Origin of the sequence: Microbulbifer sp. CAU 1566 (assembly GCF_023156515.1) — a bacterium.
Lineage (GTDB): Bacteria > Pseudomonadota > Gammaproteobacteria > Pseudomonadales > Cellvibrionaceae > Microbulbifer.
The window spans coordinates 131,515-148,763 of record NZ_JALNMG010000005.1 but is presented as its reverse complement, the minus strand read 5'-3'; the positions used below and the strand labels follow the sequence as shown (position 1 = coordinate 148,763).

The 17,249-nt window shown below is 59.1% G+C and carries 10 protein-coding genes; 5 read left to right on the top strand and 5 right to left on the bottom strand.

Going from position 1 to position 17,249, the window contains the following annotated elements:
• The first annotated feature begins 122 nt into the window (after nt 1–122).
• Both M0G74_RS13545 and M0G74_RS13540 read left to right on the top strand, forming a co-directional pair.
• A complete protein-coding gene (locus M0G74_RS13545; RefSeq protein WP_248218028.1) occupies nt 123–1,586 on the top strand; it encodes a catalase in 1,464 nt (487 codons plus the stop codon).
• A gap of 177 nt (nt 1,587–1,763) precedes the next feature.
• Nucleotides 1,764–5,297, top strand: a complete 3,534-nt coding sequence (locus M0G74_RS13540) for a PAS-domain containing protein (RefSeq protein WP_248218021.1) — start codon at nt 1,764–1,766, stop codon at nt 5,295–5,297.
• On the opposite strand, the gene M0G74_RS13535 is transcribed toward M0G74_RS13540, so the two are convergent.
• On the bottom strand, nt 5,290–6,015 hold the full coding sequence (locus M0G74_RS13535) for a response regulator transcription factor (RefSeq protein ID WP_248218018.1): 726 nt from the start codon (nt 6,013–6,015) through the stop codon (nt 5,290–5,292). The two genes, M0G74_RS13540 and M0G74_RS13535, sit on opposite strands and share 8 nt — an antisense overlap.
• Before the next feature lie 193 nt (nt 6,016–6,208).
• Nucleotides 6,209–8,176, bottom strand: a complete 1,968-nt coding sequence (acs, locus tag M0G74_RS13530) for an acetate--CoA ligase (protein WP_248218011.1) — start codon at nt 8,174–8,176, stop codon at nt 6,209–6,211.
• 269 nt (nt 8,177–8,445) lie between these two features.
• Here acs and M0G74_RS13525 point away from each other — a divergent pair, with 269 nt between their 5' ends.
• From M0G74_RS13525 to M0G74_RS13515, 3 genes are all read left to right on the top strand, one after another.
• A complete protein-coding gene (locus M0G74_RS13525; protein ID WP_248218010.1) occupies nt 8,446–9,792 on the top strand; it encodes a DcaP family trimeric outer membrane transporter in 1,347 nt (448 codons plus the stop codon).
• Nucleotides 9,793–9,869: 77 nt separating this feature from the next.
• Nucleotides 9,870–10,205 carry a DUF4212 domain-containing protein gene (locus M0G74_RS13520; RefSeq protein ID WP_160154285.1) on the top strand — a complete coding sequence of 112 codons (336 nt, stop codon included), beginning with the start codon at nt 9,870–9,872 and terminating at the stop codon, nt 10,203–10,205.
• 3 nt (nt 10,206–10,208) lie between these two features.
• The gene (locus M0G74_RS13515) at nt 10,209–11,909 is read left to right on the top strand and encodes a sodium:solute symporter family protein (protein WP_248218008.1); all 1,701 of its coding nucleotides are present in this window, start codon (nt 10,209–10,211) and stop codon (nt 11,907–11,909) included.
• A gap of 75 nt (nt 11,910–11,984) precedes the next feature.
• Here M0G74_RS13515 and M0G74_RS13510 read toward each other — a convergent pair whose 3' ends face one another.
• The 3 genes from M0G74_RS13510 to betT form a co-directional block, all read right to left on the bottom strand.
• Nucleotides 11,985–12,503, bottom strand: a complete 519-nt coding sequence (locus M0G74_RS13510; RefSeq protein ID WP_160154283.1) for a GNAT family N-acetyltransferase — start codon at nt 12,501–12,503, stop codon at nt 11,985–11,987.
• Nucleotides 12,504–12,570: 67 nt separating this feature from the next.
• Nucleotides 12,571–14,949, bottom strand: a complete 2,379-nt coding sequence (locus M0G74_RS13505; RefSeq protein WP_248218006.1) for an autotransporter domain-containing protein — start codon at nt 14,947–14,949, stop codon at nt 12,571–12,573.
• 255 nt (nt 14,950–15,204) lie between these two features.
• Nucleotides 15,205–17,190 carry a choline BCCT transporter BetT gene (gene betT / locus M0G74_RS13500; protein ID WP_248218003.1) on the bottom strand — a complete coding sequence of 662 codons (1,986 nt, stop codon included), beginning with the start codon at nt 17,188–17,190 and terminating at the stop codon, nt 15,205–15,207.
• Nucleotides 17,191–17,249: the final 59 nt, after the last annotated feature.

Sequence of the window (17,249 nt, the reverse complement as noted above, 5' to 3'; positions counted from 1 at the left end):
CAAGCGCCACTTTCCACAAGGGACAAGAATCCAACCGGTGAATGCTTGCCACCCCCTGACTCACGAGGCCGGATGGGTGTTGCAGCGGAGCTTGATGGAAAATGGAAAGAGGTAACCGAGCCATGAGCCACAACAAGCTGACGACTTCCGCCGGCGCACCCATTGCCGACGACAACAACAGCATTTCTGCCGGTGAGCGCGGCTCGCTCACGTTTGATAACTTCCGCATGTTTGAAAAACTGGCGCACTTCAACCGCGAGCGCATCCCCGAAAGAGTGGTTCACGCCCGTGGAACCGGCGCCTACGGTACCTTTCGTTTGAACAAAGACCTCAGCGACTGGACCATTGCCGATTTTCTGCAGAAACCCGGTACTGATACCGAGGTATTCGTGCGTTTTTCTACGGTGGGCGGCGGTCAGGACTCCAGCGATTACGCCCGCGATCCCCGGGGCTTTGCGGTGAAGTTTTACACCAAAGAGGGCAACTTCGATCTGGTGGGGAACAATACCCCGGTGTTCTTTTTGAATGACCCGTCCAAGTTTCCGGATTTTATTCACTCCCAGAAAAAGAATCCGCGCACCAATCTTCCCGACCCTGCGGCGAGCTTCGAGTACTGGGCGAATCACCCTCAGTCGCTGCACCAGATGACTATCCTGATGTCCGATCGTGGTATTCCGTTGAGTTACCGGCATATGCACGGTTTCGGTTCACATACCCTCAGTTTCTGGAACAAACGCGGTGAACGCTTCTGGGTGAAGTGGCACCTGAAAACCCAGCAGGGCATCAAGAATGTGCGCAGTGAAGAGGCGGGTAATTATCCGGCCTTTGGTGCACAGCAGGATCTGGTGGAATCCATTGATCAGGGCGACTATCCCAGGTGGCGAGTCCAGTTGCAGATTCTCTCCGAGGAACAGGCGAAAAAACTGTCGGTAAACCCGTTTGACCTCACCAAGGTGTGGCCACACAGCGAGGCGCCGCTGGTCGACATCGGCATGCTGGAGCTGAGCCGCAATGTGGAAAACTATTTTGCCGAGACCGAGCAGGTTGCTTTTGCTCCCAGCAATCTGGTGCCGGGTATCGGCGCCTCGCCGGACAAGATGCTGCAGGCGCGGCTGTTTGCCTATCAGGATGCACACCGCTACCGGGTGGGTGCCAACGTGAATACTATCCCGGTCAATGCCCCGCGCTGTCCGGTGCACCACTACCAGCGCGACGGTGCTTTTGCCGGTATGTGTCCGCTGGGTGGCGCGGCATCGAATCAGGATCGCAGTGTGAATTTTTACCCCAACGATCGCATCCATCAGGGCGCGCCTGCACCGGTACCGGAGGTGGCCGAACCGCCGATGCCACTGGAGCACGATGCCTGGATCAAGCCCTACAGCCAGGATGGGGAGGATTACCACACCCAGGCCGGGGACTTGTTCCGCCTGATGAGCGATGACCAGAAACAGCAGCTGGTGGACAATATTGCCGGCGGTCTGCGCCAGGCCAACGCATCTGTCCAGACACGCATGTTGGCGCAGTTCAACAAGGCCGATCCGCTCTACGCGGAGATGGTGAATTTCGCACTATCTGAATCGACATAGCCAGTGGGTAAACATGGCCAGCGGGTAAACATGGCCGGTGAGAAAAACTGACGCAGGAAAATGCGGTGGAGAGACCTGCCGCATTTTTTTTGCGAGGCGCTTTCGACGTTTATCCAATTGCCCCCGGCTGTCGCCATCGGTTATACAGGGTCATCGGATCCGGTGCGCGAGGAATTCATGATCGGCAAACCCCTGTTGCTGCTTTTTGCCCTGCTGTATGTGGTGCTGCTGTTTGTGGTTGCCTGGCGTGCGGGCCGGCACACGCAGTGGATGCAGCATTTTCGCCCCATCATTTACGGCCTGACCCTGGCGGTGTACTGCAGCTCCTGGACCTTCTTCGGCGCGGTGGGGCAATCGGTCAGCAACACCTGGAGCTACCTGCCGATCTACCTGGGACCCATCTTGCTGTTCCTGTTTGCCGGTGGTTTCCTGCAGAAACTGGTGCAGGTGGGTGAGCGCCAGAAGGTCACCTCCATCGCCGATTTTATCGGCTCCCGTTATGGCAAAAGCCGAGGGCTCTCCGCGCTGGTGACGCTACTGGCCATTGTGGGCAGTTTGCCGTACATCGCGCTGCAGTTGCGGGCCGTGACCATGGGGTGGGACGTCATTGGTGGTAGCGCGGATGGCGACAGCTTGGTCGATCTCGATACCGCGCTGGCCACCGCCCTGTTGATGGGGCTGTTTGCCATTCTGTTTGGTACCCGTCACCTGGAGGGCCGCGAGCGCAATGTGGGGGTGGTCGCTGCCATCGCACTGGAATCGCTGGTGAAGCTTTTTGCCTTTGCGGCGGTCGCGGTACTGGCGCTGTGGCTGCTGATCACCGGCGGCAGCGGCCTGCCGGAAGTGCAGTGGCAGCCGCGGTTACAGTGGCTGGCACCGGATATCAATTTTGTCACCCAGACTCTGCTGGCGATGGCGGCGATCATCTGCCTGCCGCGCCAGTTCCATATGGCGGTGGTGGAATACCGCAGCCCGGAAGACCTGCACACTGCGCGCTGGTTGCTGCCGGCCTATCTGGTGCTTTTTTCGGTGTTGATTCTCCCTATTTCCCTCGCCGGCCAGCCGCTGGTGGCAGCGGGGCTGAGTGCGCGAGACAGCCTGGTACTGACACTGCCGCTACAGGGCGGCCACAACACCCTGACCATGCTCGCCTATATCGGTGGCTTCTCCGCGGCCACGGGCATGGTCATTGTTGCGGTGCTGACGTTGGCGGTGATGGTTTCCAACGAACTGGTAGCGCCGGTGTGGCTGTACCTGAGCCGTTTTACCCGGCTCACCGCGGTGTCCCTCGGTAATCACCTGCGCCTGATCCGCCGTCTCAGTATTCTGCTTTTGATGCTGATGAGCTGGGGGGTGCACCACGCCATTTCCGGCACCGAGGCGCTGGCATCCATCGGTCTGTTGTCCTTTGCGGCGGCTGCGCAACTGGCGCCGGCCTTGATTGCCGCACTTTACTGGCCAGGTGCGCACCGGCGCGGCGTCTGGGCGGGGCTGATCGCCGGCTATGGCCTGTGGCTGTTTTGCCTTGTTGTGCCCGCCATGTACCCGGAGGCGGAGTTGCTCCAGCGAGGATTGTTCGGGGTTGAATCATTGCGCCCGCAGCAGCTGTTCGGTGTCGGCGGGCTGGATCCGCTCAGCCACGGTGTCTTCTGGAGCCTGCTGGGGAACATTGTATTGCTGGTTGGCGTGTCGCTCTGGTGTCGCCAGGACGACAACGACCGGCGCCAGGCACAGGCTTTCGTAACACCGGAACAGGGAGGAGAACCGGCTCCGGATCTGGTGCCAAGCGGCATCCGCATGGGGCAGGTACGCAGCCTGTTACAACCCTTTGTGGGACCGGCGCGGCTGGAAGAAATCTGGAATGATTTTGAACTGCGTAGCCAGCAGCGCCTGCTGCCGGATGATGCCGCCTCACGTTTTGTGATTGCCGATGCCGAACGCATTCTCGCTGGCATCGTCGGCTCTGCCGCGGCGAATCAGGTAATGGGGCTGCTCTACAGCAACCGCCCGCTGAAGCTGGAGGATATCGCGCGGCTGGTGGATAGCACCTCGCAGCGTTTGCGCTTCAGTCAGGAACTGCTGCAGACCACGGTGGAAACCATCAGCCAGGGCATCAGCGTGGTGGATGCGGAGCTGAGGCTGGTGGCCTGGAACCGCCAGTATCTCGAGCTGTTCGATTACCCCGAGCGGTTGCTGTATATCGGCTGCCCGGTGGCGTCGCTCTATCGCCACAATGCCGAGCGCGGCCTCTATGGTGACAGGGAGGATCCCGAGGCGCTGGAGGGGCATATCGAGCGGCGCCTGGACCTGCTGCGCCATGGCAGTGCCCACCGCTTCGAGCGCCGATTGCCCAGCGGTGCCATTGTGGAAGTACGTGGAACCCCGATGCCCGGGGGCGGCTTCGTCACCACCTTTACCGACATCAGCGAATATCGCGCGGCGGTGGATGCCCTGGAAGAAACCCGCCGCAGTCTGGAGGATCGGGTGCAGCAGCGCACCGCGGAACTCTCCGACAGCAACCGCGCGCTGCAGCAGGAGAATCGCCGTCGCGCTGAAGCGGAAGTAAAAATCCGTGAACTGCACGCGGCCAAAACCCGCTTCCTCGCTCACACCAGCCACGACCTGTTGCAGCCGATCAATGCTGCACGCCTGTTTATCGCCTCCTTGCAAAACAAGGCCGCCGCGGGCAGCTGGCGGGAAATGGGCGACGATATTCACTACATCGACAGCGCACTCACTTCGGCGGAACAGTTGATCGGCGCACTGCGGGAAATCAGCCGGCTGGATGCCGGTAACCTGACGCCGAAACGGGACCACTTTCCCCTGCGCCAGTTGCTCGACGGACTCAATGCCGAATTCTCTGCGCTCGCCAGTGAACGTGGCCTGGCACTGAGGTATGTGCCCACGGACGCCTGGGTCATCAGCGATCGCCACCTGCTGCGACGGATACTGCAGAACTTCCTCAGCAATGCCTTGCACTACACGGCGCGCGGCCGCGTGCTATTGGGTGTGCGCCGGCGCACCGACAGTAACGGCCAGCCGCAGCTGGAGATTCAGGTGTGGGATACCGGCCCCGGTATTGCTGATAGCGCAAAAGAGGAAATCTTCGATGAGTTTGTGCGTCTCGGCAGCAGTGAGCGCAGCGCAGACAAGGGGCTGGGACTCGGTCTCGCCATCGCCCGCCGCAGTGCGGATCTGCTGGGGCACCAGCTGGGGCTGGCATCCATTCCCGGGTGTGGCTCCATGTTCAGTATCCGCCTGCCCCTCGGTAAAGCCCGCGAAACGCCGGCGGAAGCCGCCAGTGTCGCCGAGGTAGCGAATGTGTCGGCGGTACCGGTGTTGTGCATCGACAATGAGCGGCAGATTCTGCGCGGTATGGAGAGTTTGCTCAGTGGCTGGGGCTGCCGGGTGGTCACCGCGGTGTCACTGGACGAGGCGCTGGCGCGCTGGCAACTGCGCAGTCCACCGGCGCTGGTGATCGTGGATTATCACCTGGACCGGGATGCCACCGGCATCGATGCGCTGGAGGCCTTGTGTGCGCACTGGCAGAGCGACTTACCAGGCATTGTGGTCAGCGCCGATACGTCGGAAGAAATTCGCAGTGCGGCGACCGAGCACGGCTGGTTTTATTTACCCAAACCGGTGAAGCCGGCGGTGTTACGCAATCTGGTGCGGCGTCTGGCGCGCACGGCTAAAAGCAATATCAGTTGACCTGGTTACTTTTGGAGGCGGGTTTCTGGGGCGGCGAAAATTGCCCCGGAGCCTCCACATCGAGACTGCTGAGCGCCAGTACCGCTTGCGTGCGCGAATTGACGTCCAGCTTGCGAAACAGTGCGGTGAGGTGCGCTTTCACGGTGGCCTCGGTGACCTGCATTTCATAGGCGATCTGCTTGTTCAGCAGCCCTTCTGCCAGCATGGTGGCGACGCGAAATTGCTGCGGGGTCAGTGTGGCAATGACATCCACCACCTCGTTGTCGTCTGCCGTGCCAGCCGATTCATAGCGCTCGGCTACCGCTGGTGGTAACCAGATCTCACCTTCCAGGCTTTGTTCTAAGGCTTCTGCTATTTGGTCTACGGGCGCCGACTTGGGCAAAAAGCCGCAGGCCCCGTAGTCGATGGCGCGGCACATGATTTCCGGTTTTTCATTGGCCGAAACCACCATCACCGGCAGTTGTGGATACTGGCCGCTGAGGAAAATAAGCCCACTGAAACCGTGGGCACCGGGCATATGCAGGTCCAGCAGTAGCAGGTCGCAGTGGGGGTGGTCTGCCACGCACTGCTGCAGACTCTGCATATCGCAGGCTTCAAAAATGACCGCGCCGGGAAAGGTCTGCTGGATCGACAGGCGCAGGGCATTGCGGAACAGGGGGTGGTCGTCCGCAATAATGAATTGTCGGGCAGGTTGCCCGCTGTCGGTGTGATCGTTCATCGCTATGCATCCCTAGGCGGTGGGACTTTTCTCGGTAATACCTCAGTAGTACCTCAGTAATACCTCGGTAACACCCGTGCTCCCAGATAGCTTGCCAAAAGAGCACAGGTGAAAAAGTGTACCGGGAAAATCCCACCGATTCCTGTTGTTATTTTTTATCGGGGTCTGCTGCCGATCGTGCGGGGTCGCTTGATTAACTGGTCACCGCTGCGCGGTTGGCCACCAGGTTGTCCACCACGCCCGGATCGGCAAGGGTGGAAGTGTCGCCCAACTGGTCGCATTCGTCCGCCGCCACTTTGCGCAGGATACGGCGCATGATCTTGCCGGAACGGGTTTTCGGCAGGCCGGGTGCCCACTGGATCACGTCCGGGGTGGCGATGGGGCCAATCTCGGAGCGCAGCCAGTTGCGCAGGGTTATGCGCATTTCTTCACTGGGTTCGATACCGCTGTTCAGGGTTACGTAAATATAGATGCCCTGGCCCTTGATGTCGTGTGGGTACCCCACCACCGCGGCTTCGGCCACGGCCTCGTGGGCGACCAGTGCGCTTTCCAGTTCCGCGGTGCCCATGCGGTGGCCGGACACATTCAGTACGTCATCCACACGGCCGGTGATCCAGTAGTAACCGTCTTCGTCGCGGCGCGCGCCGTCGCCGGTGAAATACATGTTTTCAAACGTACTGAAATAGGTATCGGCAAAGCGCTGGTGGTCGCCAAATACGGTGCGCATTTGCCCGGGCCAGCTGCCCAGTAACACCAGATTGCCTTCGGTTGCGCCGTCGAGAATATTTCCCTCGTTATCCACCAGTGCCGGTTGCACGCCGAAGAAGGGGCGGGTGGCGGATCCGGGCTTGAGTGCGGTGGCGCCGGGCAGGGGGGTGAGCATGGCGCCGCCGGTTTCCGTCTGCCACCAGGTATCCACAATCGGGCACTGGCCGCGTCCGAAGGTGCGGTGATACCACTTCCAGGCTTCTGGGTTAATCGGTTCGCCCACGGTGCCCAACAGGCGCAGGCTTTCCAGGCTGGCACCCGCGACGGCTTTGTTGCCTTCCGCCATCAGCGCGCGAATGGCCGTGGGGGCAATGTAGAGAATATTGATCTGGTGATCGTCGATGATCTGTGCCACCCGGGTAACGTCCGGGTAGTGGGGTACACCTTCGTACATCACGGTGGTGGCGCCGTTCGCCAGCGGCCCGTAGAGGATGTAACTGTGGCCCGTGATCCAGCCGATATCCGCAGCGCACCAGTAGCGCTCGCCGCGGCGGTAATCAAACACGTATTCGTGGGTGAGCGCGGCATAGGTGATGTAACCGCCACTGGTGTGCAGTACGCCCTTGGGTTTGCCGGTGGAGCCCGAGGTATAGAGGATAAACAGCGGGTCTTCTGCACTCATTACTTCTGCCGGGCAGTCGTCGCTTTGCGCGGCGATCAGTTCGCCATAGTCGCGGTCTACGGCCGGGTTCCAGTCGGTGGCATCGTCGGTACTGTTTTGGAGATAGTTGAATACCACCACATTTTCTACGGTGGTTTCCTTGCACAGGGCTACCGCCTTGTCGACATTCTGTTTCAGCAGCACCGAGCGACCGCCGCGGCGGCCGGCATTGGCGGTAACCAGGATGCGGGACTGGCCGTCGTCCATACGCCCGGCCAGCGCTTCCGGGGAGAAGCCGGCGAACACGACCGAGTGCACGGCACCAATACGGGCGCAAGCGAGCATTGCCACGGCGGCCTCCGGCACCATCGGCATGTAGATGGTCACGACATCGCCTTTGGTTACGCCAAGACTTTTCAGGCCATTGGCAAAGCGGCACACGTCCCGGTGCAGTTCCCGGTAGCTGATCTCGCGCGCGGTGCCCGGCTCATCGCCTACCCACAGGATGGCGGTGTCGTCACCGTGCTTCTCCAGATGTCGGTCGAGGCAGTTGGCAGCGACGTTCAGCTTGCCATCGGCAAACCAGCGGATATGCAGGTCGTCCTTGGCAAAGGAGGTGTCCTTGACCTGGGTAAAAGGCTGGATCCAGTCGATGCGCTGGGCCTGCTCGCGCCAGAAGCCGTCTGGGTCCTGAATCGAGCGGTTGTACAGTTCGAAATAGCGGTCTTCGTCCAGCAGGGAGTTGGCGGCGTAGCTTTCGGGTACCAAATAGGTTTCTTGTTGGCTGGTCACGGTCAGGCCTCTCATCAGTGCAGATTCTTATGCGGTGCATTCTGGCACCGGGGCCGCGGCAGGTCGTATTAGACAAAAGTCGAAAGGCAGCTAAAGAGAGGGGCAGTTACTATCGCTGTGTACCAGTTGCGCACCTAGACATTGGTCGAACCCGACCGCCAATTTAGACCAATGGTTAATACCCGAGTGCGCCGTGAAGTTGTTTGCTTGGAGTTGCTTATTCCCCTCTTCGATAACAAGAGTCAAAGACAACGGTAAGGACAACGGCTATGTCAGTAAAAATAATAAAAAGCAAACTGGCCGGCGCGGTGGCGCTGGCAGCGATGGTGAATGGACTGCCCGCACTGGCGGCCCAGTCAGACGAATTGGCATCGTCAGAAATGACCGCCGCCCAGCTGCAGCAGCGTATTACCGAACTGCAGGCGCAGGTGGATCAACTGGCCGCAACCCAGGCGTCCAGCGATAAGCCAGTGGTGGAAAACCCGGAACCACCCAAGACCACGACCTTCGGCAATACCGATATCCAGATCGGCGGTTATATCAAACTGGACAGTATCTTCAGCGATTACTCCGACGGCAGCGCGGCAACCGCCGGCATCGGCGAGGATTTCCTGGTGCCCTCCACGATTCCCATCGGCGGTGAAGGCGGGGATATGCACTACAACGCCCATGCAAAATCCACCCGCCTGTTCTTCAAATCCTCTACTGAGCTGGGTGCCGGCAGTGTGAATACTCATCTCGAGATTGACGCCATGGCGGGTGCCCAGGGGGATGAGCGCATCAGTAACTCTTACGCCCAGCGCCTGCGCCATGCGTATATTGACTGGAATATCGATGGTGAGCGCTCGCTGCTGGCGGGGCAGGCCTGGTCTACCTTTTTTAACGTGGGCACGCTGCCGGAAGGCCTGGATTTTGTCGGCCCTGTCGGCACCGTATTCGAGCGTCAGCCGCAGATCCGCTATACCCAGGGGTTAGGCAGCGGCAAGGTACAGATCGCTGCAGAAAACCCGGCAACGACCCTGTACAACGGTACGGAAAATCCTTACGACGATAACTCTCGCCCCGACCTGATCCTGCGTTACGACAACAGCATCGGCGACCTCAATTATTCCATTGCTTCGATGAGCCGCGAACTGGCCTACGACCACACCGATGGCAGCAATGAATCGGAACAGGGCTACGCAATCAGCCTGGCCGGCAAGTGGCAACTGGGGCGCGACGACCTGCGCTTTATGTACAGCTATGGCAATGCGCTGGGGCGCTACCTGGGCCTGAACAGTTATCGCGGCGGCATTATTGACCCGGTCGACGGGGATATCGAACTGATCGACCAGCACGGTGGCTATGTGGCCCTGCGGCACTTCTGGAGTGACGAGTGGCGCAGCAACCTGGTGCTCTCCGCGACGGCCGCGGATAACCCCGATATCGTTTCCGATATGACGCCTTCTTCCTACCAGAGCCTGCACCTGAACCTGATGTATTCACCGGTGCCGAAGATGACCCTTGGAGGCGAGTATATTTTTGCCAGCAAGGAAGTGGAAAACCTGAGCGGCTTACTGGCAGATGACAGCGGAGAGCTCCAGCGACTGCAGTTTTCCGTCAAATATGTATTCTGATGTTTTCGGGAGCGCCTTGCTCACGGCACAGATGATTTCGATCTCAACCAGCGAACAATAATAGTGGAGTAACGACGATGAGTTTCGAGAATAAACAGAAGGCCAGTGATTACTGGCGAGAGAATCTCAAGCTGATGTTCAGCTTGCTGGTGGTTTGGTTTGTGGTGTCCTTTGGTTGCGGCATCTTATTAGTGGATGAGCTGAACCAGATTCGTATTGGCGGTTTCAAGCTCGGCTTCTGGTTTGCCCAGCAGGGTGCCATTTATATGTTCCTCGCGCTGATTTTTGTCTACGTCTACAAGATGAATCAGCTGGATCGCAAATACGGTGTCTACGAGGATGACGAGCCCGCAGCGCAGGCCGACGCTTCCGACGCGCAGCCTGAAGCACAACAACTGCAGGGAGGTCACTGAGCCATGGACGTACAGAGCCTTACTTTCCTGATTGTCGGTGCGACATTCGTTCTCTATATCGGTATCGCGCTTTGGGCCCGTGCCGGTTCCACCACTGATTTCTATGTGGCCGGTGGCGGCGTGCACCCGGTGGCCAATGGCATGGCGACGGCGGCGGACTGGATGTCGGCGGCCTCGTTTATTTCCATGGCCGGCCTGATTTCCTTTATGGGGTACGACGGCGCGGTGTATCTGCTGGGCTGGACCGGTGGCTATGTGCTGCTGGCACTCTGTCTGGCTCCTTACCTGCGCAAATTCGGCAAATTTACCGTGCCGGACTTTATCGGTGATCGCTACTATTCCCAGGCCGCGCGCACCGTCGCGGTGATCTGTGCGATCTTCGTGTGCTTCACCTATGTGGCCGGGCAGATGCGCGGTGTGGGTGTGGTCTTCTCCCGCTTCCTGGAAGTGGATATTGCCACCGGTGTGGTCATCGGTATGGGTGTGGTGTTCTTCTACGCGGTCCTCGGCGGTATGAAGGGGATTACCTATACCCAGGTAGCCCAGTACTGCGTACTGATTTTCGCCTACATGGTGCCGGCAATTTTCATCTCCATCATGATGACCGGCCATGTACTGCCGCAGACCGGCTTCGGCGGCATGCTGTCGGACGGTACCTATTTACTGGATAAACTCGATGGCCTCTCGGCGGAACTCGGATTCGCGGAATACACCTCGGGCACCAAAAGTACCATTGATGTATTTTTCATTACCGCCGCGCTGATGGTGGGTACCGCTGGTCTGCCGCATGTGATTGTGCGCTTCTTCACCGTGCCGAAAGTACGCGATGCACGTAAATCTGCTGGCTGGGCACTGCTGTTTATCGCACTGCTCTATACCACGGCGCCGGCCATCGCCTCCTTCGCGCGGGTGAACATGATCGATACCATCAACGGCGCCGACGGCCAGGGCACCGCCCACGCGGAAGCACCGAGCTGGATCAGTAACTGGGAAGAAACCGGTCTGATCAAATGGGAAGACAAGAATGCCGACGGCAAAATGTTCTACTCCGGTGACGAGCGCAATGAGATGAGTGTCGATCGCGACATCATGGTGCTGGCGAATCCGGAAATTGCCAACTTGCCGGCCTGGGTGATCGCACTGGTTGCTGCCGGCGGTGTCGCCGCTGCACTGTCCACCTCGGCGGGTCTGTTGCTGGTGATTTCCACTTCTATATCCCACGACCTGCTCAAGCGGAATCTGATGCCGAATATCAGTGAGAAGAAGGAACTGCTCTACGCGCGTTCCGCGGCAGCGGTGGCCATCTGTATCGCCGGTTATCTCGGGATCAATCCACCAGGCTTTGTGGCGCAGGTGGTGGCCTTCGCCTTCGGGCTAGCGGCGTCGTCCTTCTTCCCGGCCATCATCATGGGGATCTTCTCCAAACGGATGAACAAGGAAGGCGCCATTGCCGGTATGGTCTCCGGTATCCTGTTTACCGCGGCTTATATCTGCTACTTCAAGTTCATCAATCCGGCGGCGAATACCCCGGACAACTGGTGGTTCGGTATCTCGCCGGAGGGCATCGGTACCCTGGGTATGCTGCTGAACTTTGCGGTGGCCATTGCGGTGGCTAAAGTGACCCGCGAAGCGCCGGAAGATGTTCAGGAAATGGTGGAGAGCATTCGCTTCCCACAGGGCGCCGGTTCTGCCAGTGCGCACTAGTGCGGATTAAGAAGGATCCGTAGAAAACAAAAAAAGCGAGCTTCGGCTCGCTTTTTTTGTTTTGAGGTGTGGGCCTTACTTCGCTTGGGTCCAGCCCATCAGCAGAAGTTCTTCATCGTCACCGGGCAGGGTGATGTTGCCCTCTCTGGTCAGCCCGAGGTTTTCCAGCAATTGGATAGAAGCGCGATTGTCCGGAGAGGCGATGGCGACAATCCGGCGCAGCCCCAGTTGTTGTTTGCCCCAGGCCATGACTGCACTGGCGGCTTCCAGTGCATAACCTTTGCCGCGGTATTCGGGGAAAAAGGCAAAGCCGATATCCACATCATCAAGTCCCTGCCTGCGCAAAAGTCCGCACTGCCCGACGGGGGTGCCATCTTTCAGTTCGACGCGGTACATGCCAAGGCCATGTTGCCGGTACATGGTGATGGGCCCCTGAACCAGGTAATGGCGGGCTTGCTCCACCGTGCGCACACCGCGGTCGCCGATATAGCGATGGAAGTCCGGGTCGTTGACCAGGGCAAGGGTAAAGCGCGCATCTTCGTCGCTGTCGGTCAGTTCGCGCAATTGCAGGCGTTCGGTCGTTAACAGGTACATACAGTGTTTTTTTACCAATAAAAACGCCCACCGAAGTGGGCGCGATAAAAGGTCGGCCCTGAAAAAATCAGAAGCGGTAGGTTACGTTGAGTGAACCCTGCTCTGAGCTCGGACGGGCCGTCAGGTTGGCGCTTACCGCAATGGCATCGGCTGCCTGCCAGCGCAGTCCCAGTAGTGCGCCGGCACCATCTTCAAACAGTCCGGTGTCCTTACTGGCGTAACTGGGCATGGCGTTCATGTTACCGGTCATGGACTTGACGCCCACTTCCAGCGAATCGTTTTCGGTACCGGTGGTGTCTTCATACCAGACTTGTCCATAGGCACTCACCTTGCCCCAGGCTTTGTCGGCGAAGGCACCGAGTCGCATGGTGGTGTAGCGGCGCTCCTGGCTGCCGAAATTCATCCCGAAGGGGTCCATCTGCTCGCCGTTGGCGCCGGTGTAGGTAAAGCCGTCCATTGCGTCTTCACCGTAGCCGTCGACTTCCGCGGTGACTTTGGTAACCCCGGCAAAAGGACCGAAGCGGGAGTCGCCAGCAGAAATATTGAGACCACCGGTCAGGTCCAGGGTAGTGTTTTCGCCGCTGGTGGCTGCTTCCAGGGTGCCATTGAACTGGTTGCCCAACTGCAGCTGGCGGCCGATGCGGTCGTAGTCTACATCGGTCATGGTCACGCTGGCGTCCACAAAAAACTCATTGTGATGGAAGCGGCTGTACAGGCTGTAGTTGGTGGAAGTGGAGTCGACGTTACTCTGGCTGTTATCCAGGGACAGGTCGGAGCGGCTGACGGCGAAACCCAGCTGCACATTGTCGCGCAGTGCATAGCCGGCACCGATCAGACTGCCGCTGGCGTCGCCACTGGCGGTTGGCGCGAGGCTGTTGTCATAGTCGCTGTTGCCGAACACACCGCTGACAAAGACACCGGTTTCCGCCGTGCGATAGCGGCTGCCAATGAAACTCTCCTCCAACGTACTGACGTGGCTGCGAGACGCCTGCAGGCCCATATCCGGCAACTGGCCGGCAACCTGCGCGGCATTGACTACCGCGGTGTAGTAGTCCGCCAGTACAGCCTGTGCTGCCTGGGTGGGGTGTACCGCATCGTTGAATACCAGCTTGCTGGCATCCGGGGCGCTGCCGTTTTTACCGTAGACCGGATGCTCGATACAGCTGCCGCCGTCATAGCACAGGGTGCTTTGGTCAAATTCTGTGGAGAAGCCCATGGCCGCAGCATTCTCCAGGGTGACCTTGAGAATGCCCTCCATATCCACCATCAGCACGCCGTCGATATCGCGGGCGTCTGTCAGCAGGGTGTTGTTGAACAGAGTGACGGCGCCGCTGGCCTGGGCGAGGGTGCTGTCAATGGCGGCAGCCAATTGCGCGTCCGCTTGCTCCTGGGTCATCAGTCCTGCGGTTACCGCATCGGCCAGTTGCGCGGCCTCCGGGCTGGCGGCTACCGCCTGGCTCACGGCGGCGTACATACCGGGGGTACTGCTGATGTCCGGCACATTGGAAACCAGGATGTAATTCGCACCTGCATTTGAAAGTGCTTCGGCACCGTCCGCGAGCATGCTGGCGGCGAGGCCGGCCTGGGCGCCAAACTGTTCGGCGGTAATGGTGCCACTGAGCGCTGCGGTAAATCCGGCCAGCAGGTCGTTGCCGCCGCCGTTTACCCAGTACAGTGCCTGGCCATCGGCGCGACCACTATTCGTTTCCAGGTAGCCGAGTCCGAGGGGGTGCGGATTACCGGTGCTGCCGGAATCGGCAACGATGGCGGCGGGCGCCGCGTCGATTTGCGCCTGCAGCCCGTCTGCCTGGGCAGTGAGTTGTGCAGCAGTGGTCGCATCACCTTGTGCTTCTGCCTGGGCGGCACCTGCACGCAGTTGTGCTACTGCATCTGGCCCCTGGAGCAGCAGGCCCAACAGGGTCAGGTCGGCATACAGGCCGGTGGACGTTTCGCGGGTGGGATCTGGCAACAGGGCACTGGCAAAGTTGTGGGCGTTGGGATTCAGGGTAAGGCCCTGTTCATCCAGGTATTGCAGGTAGCCGTGGGTGCCGAGAATGTTCAGCAGTACATCCGCCGCACGGTGTCCGCCTACGGCCCAACCGCCGCCCACATTGGGCAGCGCCGCGCGCACCTGTGCCTGCGCGGACGCCAGCAGTTGTTCTTCACTCAGCGTCGGGTCAACCTCGGGAAGACAAAGGTACATGCCGGCACAGGAGGGGGCTACCGGGCCCAAGCCCAGGTTCTGGGACATCAGACTGATGGCTGCCTGTTTGCTGTCGCCACTGGTGAATACACCGGCGTTACCGACATCCGTAAGGCTGTCACCGAAGGCGATCACTTGTGAGAAGGGGGAGTCGTCAGCAGAGGCCTGGGCAAAGGTGCTCAGGCCGGAGGTCAGGGAAGCAACCGCTATGGCGGCCGCCAGGCTGCGCTTGGCGTTGGGCATGTCTATCTCCTTACATCGCGATGCACAGTGTTATGGATTGGCCGTTGAACGGCTTTTGGCCTGTGCTTGCGTCGTTATTTTTATGTGGTGTAAGTCCGGTTAATACCGGAACCTGTCCGATATTAACCGAGCCAAACGTGGGATTGGAAGATCTGTCGAAACTAATTTCGTCTGATTGGTCACGAACTGGTTTGGCGTGTATTTACGAAACACCAGGCCAGTTCTGGCGCCTGAATTTGCGTTTGAAGTGCCGCCTTATCGCAAGGTATGCAGAAACTGCAGGTGGCGCTCGTATTGCGACACCATATCGGTCAGCAGTTGGTCCTTGGTCCAGCCCATCACGTCGTAATCCTGGCCGCCCTCGTAGAGGTGGACTTCCGCGCGGAAATACTTGTCCGGCGAGCCATCGTCGTAGCTGTCGTCCAGCTCCTGTTCCGGATTGCTGGCATCGGGCTTGATGGTGGCTTTGGGGTGCAGGCCATAAATGAAACTGACCTCTTCACCCTGGAGTACTTCAATCTGCACCGACGCGTTTTCACTTTCCGAGATTGTCGCCTCGTAGCCATTCTTGCGTATTTCCGCAGCGAACTCCTCCAGTGCCGGTCTACCGGTATCGCGGATGAATTCGTGTACCTCTGACAGTGATGGCAGTTGCAGTGCGTTTTTCAGGCGCCGTTGCCAGACCACCGGATTGCGGGCACTGATCGGCGCGACGATGGCGCTCTGGGTAATGCGTTTGACCGTATCGGTGCGCAGCGCGGTGATCAGTCCATACATAGCCACCAGCAGAATCGCGGAGAATGGCAGGGCGCTGGCGATGACCGCGGTCTGCAGGGAGCCGAGCCCGCCCGCCAGCAGCAGCGCAATGGCAACCACACCAATAAGAAAGCACCAGAATATCCGTTGCCACAGCGGGGTATCGTCGCGGCCATGGGATGACAGCATGTTGACCACCAGTGCTCCGGAATCGGCAGAGGTGACGAAGAACACAATCACCATGATCACTGCCACGAACGAAAATACCGAGGAGAAAGGAAACTGCTCCAGGAACTGGAAGAGGGCAACAGACTGGTCTTGCGCGACTATCTCCCCGAGCTCGGTAAGTCCCTCATTCAGAATCATATGAATGGCAGAATTCCCAAAAAAGGTCATCCACAGCATGGTCAGGATCGCCGGTACCATCATTGCCCCGACAACAAACTCGCGAATGGTGCGGCCGCGGGAAATGCGCGCGATAAACAGTCCGACAAAGGGAGACCAGGACATCCACCAACCCCAGTAGAGGATGGTCCAACCACCGAGCCAATCCGTAGGTTGGTAGGCAAACAGGTTGAATGTCTTGCTGACGATTTCAGACAGATAGCTGCCGAAGTTCTGCACAAAAGCCTGCAACAGGTATACGGTACTGCCCAGCAGCAGCACCATCACCAGCATGATCCCGGCCAAGGTCATATTGATTTGCGACAGTCGCTTGATACCGGCATCCAGGCCCATCACGACCGATATGGTGGCGAGAATGGTGGTGACAATAATCAGGGCTACCTGGACACCGGCGCCCACCGGTAGTCCGAATAAATGATTGAGCCCGGAGTTGATCTGCAACACCCCGTAGCCCAGGGTTGTGGCGACGCCGCATACGGTACCGACAATGGCAAACACATCAACGGCGTGGCCGATGGGACCATAGATGCGGTCGCCGATCATGGGGTAGAGTGCCGAACGCAAAGTAAGCGGCAGTTTATGGCGGTAACTGAAATAGGCGAGGATCAGGGCGACGATGGCGTAGATGGCCCAGGCGTGAAACCCCCAGTGGAAAAAGGTAATCACCATGGCTTCGCGGGCGGCCGCCACGGTACCTGTTTCACCCACCGGGGGCTCCAGATAGTGCATGACCGGCTCGGCGACGCCAAAAAAAAGCAGGCCTATGCCCATACCGGCGGAAAACAGCATGGCAAACCAGGAGACAAAATCGTACTCGGGTTCCGCATGCTCTGGTCCCATCTTGATCGCACCGAAGCTGGAAAATGCGATCATGATGGTGCCGACCAGAATGATCGCGACCACCAGCACGTAGTACCAGCTCATGTGTACCACGACCCAGGATTGCAGTGCCTTGAAAGTGGCGGTGGCATGCTCGGGTGCAATCACCGCATAAGCCACCATCAGCAGCAGCACGGTGGTAGCCGCGTAAAATACTGGCGGGTTATAGTGGGCTTGGTCCAAATTGTTTGGTTTTTCCATCCGCAGGATTCCCAGGAGTTGCCGAGGGGCGCAGGTTTAGTTCGCCGCTCACATGATTT

Coding starts and splice junctions, on each gene's coding strand:
- M0G74_RS13545 (WP_248218028.1), top strand. CDS start 123: ATGAGCCACAACAAGCTGACGACTTCCGCCGGCGCACCCATTGCCGAC.
- M0G74_RS13540 (WP_248218021.1), top strand. CDS start 1,764: ATGATCGGCAAACCCCTGTTGCTGCTTTTTGCCCTGCTGTATGTGGTG.
- M0G74_RS13535 (WP_248218018.1), bottom strand. CDS start 6,015: ATGAACGATCACACCGACAGCGGGCAACCTGCCCGACAATTCATTATT.
- M0G74_RS13525 (WP_248218010.1), top strand. CDS start 8,446: ATGTCAGTAAAAATAATAAAAAGCAAACTGGCCGGCGCGGTGGCGCTG.
- M0G74_RS13520 (WP_160154285.1), top strand. CDS start 9,870: ATGAGTTTCGAGAATAAACAGAAGGCCAGTGATTACTGGCGAGAGAAT.
- M0G74_RS13515 (WP_248218008.1), top strand. CDS start 10,209: ATGGACGTACAGAGCCTTACTTTCCTGATTGTCGGTGCGACATTCGTT.
- M0G74_RS13510 (WP_160154283.1), bottom strand. CDS start 12,503: ATGTACCTGTTAACGACCGAACGCCTGCAATTGCGCGAACTGACCGAC.
- M0G74_RS13505 (WP_248218006.1), bottom strand. CDS start 14,949: ATGCCCAACGCCAAGCGCAGCCTGGCGGCCGCCATAGCGGTTGCTTCC.
- betT (WP_248218003.1), bottom strand. CDS start 17,190: ATGGAAAAACCAAACAATTTGGACCAAGCCCACTATAACCCGCCAGTA.